The 6,300-nt window shown below is 58.6% G+C and carries 5 protein-coding genes; 3 read left to right on the top strand and 2 right to left on the bottom strand.

Annotation, left to right across the window (positions count from 1 at the left end; all coding sequences use genetic code 11):
* Nucleotides 1-512 precede the first annotated feature (512 nt).
* The 3 genes from DK871_RS28090 to DK871_RS28080 all read left to right on the top strand — a co-directional run bounded on the left by DK871_RS28090 (nucleotide 513) and on the right by DK871_RS28080 (nucleotide 1,771).
* Complete coding sequence (locus DK871_RS28090; RefSeq protein ID WP_056788425.1) at nucleotides 513-968, top strand: YkvA family protein; 456 nt, start codon at nucleotides 513-515, stop codon at nucleotides 966-968.
* A gap of 96 nt (nucleotides 969-1,064) precedes the next feature.
* Nucleotides 1,065-1,403 (top strand): helix-turn-helix transcriptional regulator, encoded by a 339-nt coding sequence (locus DK871_RS28085; RefSeq protein ID WP_161907446.1) that lies wholly within the window; start codon nucleotides 1,065-1,067, stop codon nucleotides 1,401-1,403.
* The gene (locus DK871_RS28080) at nucleotides 1,400-1,771 is read left to right on the top strand and encodes a hypothetical protein (RefSeq protein ID WP_003190138.1); all 372 of its coding nucleotides are present in this window, start codon (nucleotides 1,400-1,402) and stop codon (nucleotides 1,769-1,771) included. The genes DK871_RS28085 and DK871_RS28080 overlap by 4 nt, the downstream gene beginning before the upstream one ends.
* Here the strand turns inward: DK871_RS28080 and DK871_RS28075 are convergent.
* Both DK871_RS28075 and DK871_RS28070 read right to left on the bottom strand, forming a co-directional pair.
* Entirely contained in the window at nucleotides 1,768-3,537 is a 1,770-nt protein-coding gene (locus DK871_RS28075) for a bifunctional diguanylate cyclase/phosphodiesterase (RefSeq protein WP_161907445.1), read from the bottom strand. The genes DK871_RS28080 and DK871_RS28075 overlap by 4 nt on opposite strands.
* Nucleotides 3,538-3,653: 116 nt before the next feature.
* Entirely contained in the window at nucleotides 3,654-5,735 is a 2,082-nt protein-coding gene (locus DK871_RS28070) for a carboxy terminal-processing peptidase (protein WP_256677540.1), read from the bottom strand.
* Nucleotides 5,736-6,300 lie beyond the last annotated feature (565 nt).

The following is a 6,300-nucleotide window of genomic DNA, read 5'->3' as shown; positions in this document are numbered from 1 at the left end:
TGTCGAATTCCGGCCAGCGTGGTTTGACGGGGCGCCTAAGATCAAAAGCAGATCAAGATCAAGAGCGGCTCGCTTCGTATCGTGGTTAGCGTTGGCTGCTACAGCCTGTAAAGTTGTGTTGATGCGTAAGGCAATCGCAGGCAAGCCAGCTCCCACATTTGGAGCCCAGGGTGTCTGGGAGATAGGCATCGGCTGGCAGGCTGCCACGTCGTACCGGGTCGTGTAGATGTCTATGGCTATCGCACGCCAGCCAGCCCCTACGTTGAAGCCTCTGAAAATCCAAACGAACGTCCGCAATCGGACACAGTCTGATATAAGACTCGAGCACGGGTAGCCGCACATACATGCCAAGTCAATGAATTCTTGGTTTTTTTTGATGTGCGCAAAAAACGCCCGATCTGACTGTAGGCCTTGTAGTCCGTGGCTTTCAGCCGATAAAACAGGCTCTGTTCACAAGGTTATCCACAATTTGTGTGGATAACCTTTTATGTCGCCTGGAACTGGAGTGCCCTATGAAACCACCGTTCAATTTCACCCGTTTCCTGCCGATGGCTGCACGCTTGCTTGGTCGTGGGCGCTTGCCAACCTTGTTGTTTGCCGTTGCAGCCAAAGGCTCAAGCCAGGGCAATCGGCTCGGCCAGCTCAAGGATGATCTCAAATTGCTGCAGGCCCTGTGCCTGGCTTACTGGCGTGGCGAATACCGTGCCATCAGCCCTAAGGCGCTGATCTCGGTGGTGGCGGGGCTGATGTATTTTCTTAGCCCGATTGATGCGATTCCGGATTTTCTCCCCATGTTCGGCATGCTCGACGACATCGCCGTGCTGGCATGGGTCATGAAGACCCTGAGCGGCGAGCTGAGCGCCTTTCGCGCCTGGCGCGATGCACAACGTCCGGAAAAACTCGCGGTGGTTGAGCGGCTGCCTGCGACGCCTGAGCTGCTGGCCCGGGAAAACCCGCAAAAAAACTAATGTCGCCAGCTATCCCCTGCGACCTTTGTGGCTGTTAGGATTACACTCTTAAGGAAATAACTTACTTAGTAAGTATTTTTATCCTACGGGGCAGTCATGGATATCCAGATCATTTCACGCGATGGCGAACCCGAGTATGCGGTGTTGCCATGGAACCAGTACCAGGCGCTGCTAAAAGCCGCCGGTCAGCCGCAACCGCCACGCGCTTCTCCTTCTGCTGCACCCACCGCCACCGAGCAGGACTTGCGCCCGCTCTCGGCCCTGCGCGGCCTGCGTGAGGCCAAGGGCCTGGCAATCGAGGCCTTGGCGCGTACCGTGGGCATCAGCCCTTCGTATCTTGGATTGATAGAAAGTGGTGAACGCCAGCCGGATGCCGCCATTCGCCGCAGCCTGGCCTGGGAATTGGGCGTTGCAGGTTGGAGGGATGAGTCTTGAGCCTACGTATCAGCCGTCAACACTGGGATGGGTTAATCAATGAACTGGACCAGGCGCGTCGCCAGCGCCATTTGCTGACGTATCGTGCGCTGCTGGAGCGCCTGCAATTCCCCACGCCGGCCATGCAGACCCTGGCTGCGGCCCTGGAGCACCTGGCGGCGCTGGATGCCAAGGCGGAGCAACCGCTGCGCAGTTCCCTGGTGATCAGCCAGGGCGCCAGCCGCCTGCCACGCACCGGTTTTTTTGAGTGTGTGGAGCGCCTCGGGCGGTTCAGCGGGCCTTCCGATGGTGTGGCCGCTGCGTCCTGGCATGCATCCGAAGTGGTGCGGGTGTTCGAGTACGAGTACCCGGAGTCCGCCGAGGCCTAAAGCGCCTGGGAGCAGGTGTCCATGCTGTCGATCACGTGGATGCTGTAGCCCGCCACATCCTTGGCATGGTGCTTGGCTTGTGAAGCCAGCTCTGCCAATTGGCTAGCATCGAGTTGCGCACAGGCCTGTGGATACAAGTGCACCACGCCGATGGACAGCGACAGCAATGCAAATTCCTGGCGCGCGCCCTGGCGGTTGAGGGCCACGAAGCACCCAGCCTCAAGATGTTCGGCGCGGTAGAAGCGTCGGCATTGGGTGTGGAAGTCGTCCAGCAGCTGGTTGAGGCGCTTGCGCCAATCCTGCGGGCCCAACACCAGCAGAAAGTCATCGCCGCCAATGTGCCCGACAAAGTCGCGGCTGGGGTCTACCCGATCGTTCAGGCACTGCGCCAGGCACAGCAGCACTTCATCCCCGCGCCCGTAGCCGTAGATATCGTTGAACGGCTTGAAACTGTCGATATCCACATAGCAGATCACCGACTCGCGCTGTTGCTGCAACAGCCTAGTGAGGCACTGCTGGATTGGCACATTGCCAGGCAGCAAGGTCAACGGGTTGGCGTAGCGGGCCTGCTGGATTTTCAGTTCGGTGATCAATTTGAGCACGTCGATAACCCGGCCCAGCCCCAGATAATCACCATTCAGGGTGATGATGAAATCCTCTTCGATGCGTTGCCGCGCGCGGCTGGTCAATAAGCGGCTGACCTGCTGCAAGGACTGGCTCAGCTCCACCGCCAAAAAGTCATCGCTCATCAAGCGGCTGATGGGTTTGCGCGCGAACAAATCGGTGGCGAATGGCTTGAGCAGCGCGTCCGATAGCGAATGCCGGTGCACAATGCCGACCGGGCGACCGCAGCCGTCCAACACCGCCAGCGAGTTGAGGTTGGCCTGGCGGCGGAACGATTCCAGCACTTGGGCGGTCGCGGTGTCTTGATCCACGGCGGGCTGCTCATTGAGCAGGGCGCTCAGGTCACTGCCTTCGTCATTGAGGGCCAGCATGGCGTTATCCGGTTTGGGCAGCATCAGGCGCGCTTCCTGCGGCGGCTGTTCCTGAGGGCGGCAGAGCAGGTAGCCCTGGACCAGGTCGACGCCCATCTCGGTCAACACCGCCAGTTCTTCCGGCAACTCGATGCCCTCAGCAATCACCTGGGCGCGGGATGCCTTGGCGATCTGCAGGATGGAGCCGACAAACTCGCGCTTGAGGGCGTCCTGGTGAATGCCATCGATAAAATGCCGGTCGATCTTTACGTAGTCCGGGCGCAGTTCCGACCACAAGCGCAAGCTGGAATAACCGGCGCCCAGGTCATCGAGTGCGATGGCAAAGCCCATGTCGCGGTAGTGGTGCAAGGCGGTTTGCAACAGCGCGAAATCGTCGGTGGGCGCCTGCTCGGTGAGTTCGATCACCACGTGGCTGGGAGAAATACCGAAGTCGCGCAACAGTTGCAGGGTGCGCCCTGGCTGATGCGCGTGCTCCATCAAGGATTCCGGCGAGATATTGAGGAACAGCTTGCCGGGCAGTTTCTGCTCGCTGAAGCGCCGGCATGCACTCTCTCGACACGCCATGTCCAGTTCGCTCAGGCGCCCGGCATGGCTGGCCACCGAGAACAGCGCGACGGGGGAGTGCAACGGGCTGTTGGACGGGCCGCGACTGAGGGCTTCGTAACCGAGGATGCGCCGCTCTGACAGGCAGATGATCGGTTGGAACAGGCTGTGCAAACTGCCTTGAGCCAGGATTGAGCCCAATGCATTCAGCTGTTCGGTCATGGTCATGGCGGTCTCGATCAAAAAAAGGACCGCAGGCGTAAACCTGCGGTCCTTTTATTTCACGACAGAATGATGTCTATATGATGACACTCCGAGGAGCGATCACATTAAATCGCCATCATTTATTGCTTGGCCACCTGCTTGGTGATCTTCAGGTAATCCAGCAGGATCCGGCCAGTCTCGGCCAAGTAGGCGTCGTCTTCCGGCTTGGTTTTATCCGCCTCGGTCGGCAGCGCGTCTTCATCTTCTTTCTTCAGCTCTTTGAGCGGGTCTTCACCCTTGGCCTTGCGGCGGGTGTTTTCCAGCACCAGTTGCTGATTCTCGATGCTGGAGTGCTGTGCACGGCGATCCGCTTCGTTGAGGCTGACGGTCTTCTCTTCCATCAGCTTCTTGGCCAGGGCCAGCTTGTCGCGGATAAACACGAACTCGGCATCCTTGGCGGAGCGGGTGTCGTGATCAGCCTTCAACTGAGCCAGGAACGGCTTGAACGGATCCGACGCCGGCTTGATCGCAGGGCGGATGGTGTCCCACGGCATGGCTTCAGGCAGGGCGCTTTCGCCGATTTCCTTGGTGTCGATGATCGACGGGAAATCGATATCCGGCAGTACGCCCTGATGCTGGGTGCTCTGCCCGGATACCCGGTAGAACTTGGCCAGTGTCAGCTTAAGCTCGCCATGGTTCAGCGGCTGGATGGTCTGCACGGTGCCTTTGCCGAAGGTCTGGCCGCCGATGATCAATGCACGGTGGTAGTCCTGCATGGCACCGGCGAAAATCTCCGAGGCCGAGGCCGAGAGGCGGTTGACCAGCAGCGCCATCGGCCCTTTGTAGAAGGCCCCCGGGTTCTCGTCTTCCAGCACGTCGACACGGCCGTCAGCATTGCGTACCAACACGGTCGGGCCCTTGTCGATAAACAGGCTGGTCAACTCGGTGGCTTCCTGCAGGGAGCCGCCGCCGTTGTTGCGCAGGTCGATGACCACGCCGTCGACTTTCTCTTTCTGCAGTTCTGTGAGGATTTTCTTCACGTCGCGGGTGGTGGACTTGTAGTCCGGATCACCGGCACGGAAGGCCTTGAAGTCCAGGTAGAAGGCCGGGATTTCAATCACGCCCAGCTTGTAGTCCTTGCCATCCTGCTTGAGGCTAAGGACTTTCTTCTGCACGGCCTGGTCTTCGAGCTTCACCGCTTCACGGGTGATGGACACGATCTTGCTGGTCTGGTCGTTCGGTGCATTGGTGTGTGGAATCACTTCCAGGCGCACCACGCTGCCCTTAGGCCCACGGATCAGCTTGACCACTTCGTCCAGGCGCCAGCCGACCACATCGACCATCTCTTTGTCGGCCTGGGCCACGCCGATGATCTTGTCGGCCGGTGCCACTTGCTTGGTTTTGTCAGCAGGACCTGCCGGGACCAAACGTACGATTTTCACCTGGTCATTGTCGCTTTGCAGGACGGCACCGATGCCTTCCAGGGACAGACTCATATTGATATCGAAATTTTCCGCGTTATCTGGCGACAGATAATTGGTGTGCGGGTCGTAGGACATCGCAAAGGTGTTGATGTAGGCCTGGAAGATATCCTCGGCACGGGTCTGGTCCAGGCGCGCCAACTGGTTTTTGTAACGCTTGGTCAGCAGTTCTTGAATGGCCTTGGGCTCTTTGCCGGCGATCTTCAAGCGCAGCACTTCGTCCTTGACGCGTTTGCGCCACAGGTCGTCCAGGGCTGCTGTGCTGGTCAGCCAAGGGGCGTCCTTGCGGTCTACCAGCAGGGTTTCTTTCTGGGTGAAGTCGAGCTTGTCGACGCCTTTGTTCAGCTCACCCAGAGCGAAGTCCAGACGCGCTTTGACGCGGTCCAGGTAGCGCTTGTAGATGGTGAAGCCGGGTTGCAGGTCGCCGCTCTTGAGGAAGTCGTCGAATTGGGTCTTCCACTTATCGAACTCAGCGATATCGCTGGCCAGGAAGTAGCTGCGCGACGGGTCTAGCAGCTTGAGGTAGCTGTCGTAGATGATCACTGAGCGAGCGTCGTCCAGCGGCGGCTTGCTGTAGTGATGGCGCTTGAGCAACTCGACGACGTTAAGGCTGGCAATCACCTCATCGCGATCAGGCTGAAGGTTGTCCCAGCTATTGGCTGCGAACGTATTGGTCGACATCGACGCGAAGCCGAGACCAATGAAAAAAGCGAGGGCGGTGCTGGGGAACAGATGCTTCATGCTGATTCGACGCGGGGGCAATTGATAACGCATATTAGGCCGTCTTTGAGGGAGCCGGTTCCATATGGTCCGGTCGCATAATGCAAAAAGCCCGGCGCTACAGCACCGGGCTCAGTCCAGACTCACTATGGAGGCACTGTGAAAGCATTGCAAGGCGTTGACGGTGATGTGGGGGGCTAGAACAACCCCGTCCTACGTTCGGTGTAGTCCATATTGCCAACGGCCTGAGCGAATCCTAGATTGAAATGCAGTCATTGTGGGAGCTGGCTTGTCTGCGATAGCGGTGCACCAGATGAAGAATTCTTCACTGTTGCACCGTTATGGCAGCATAGGTATCTACACAACTTTGGTGCGACGCTGGACTGTGGCGAGGGAGCTTGCTCCTGTGACGGCCTGACAGCTGACGCTGATCTACCTGCCGCCCCGCGATCAAACTGTGGGAGCTGGCTTGCCTGCGAAGACGGCCTAACAGTCAACACAGTTGGACAGGGTACATATCCGTTATTTAGGTAACGGCCACTTAGGGTTCCGCCCTGACGGCGGCTCACTTTGCAAAAGCGGCAAA

It is taken from the genome of Pseudomonas sp. L13 (genome assembly GCF_009935965.1).
GTDB classification, from domain to species: domain Bacteria; phylum Pseudomonadota; class Gammaproteobacteria; order Pseudomonadales; family Pseudomonadaceae; genus Aquipseudomonas; species Aquipseudomonas lactis.
This window is presented reverse-complemented; position numbering and strand designations above follow the sequence as displayed.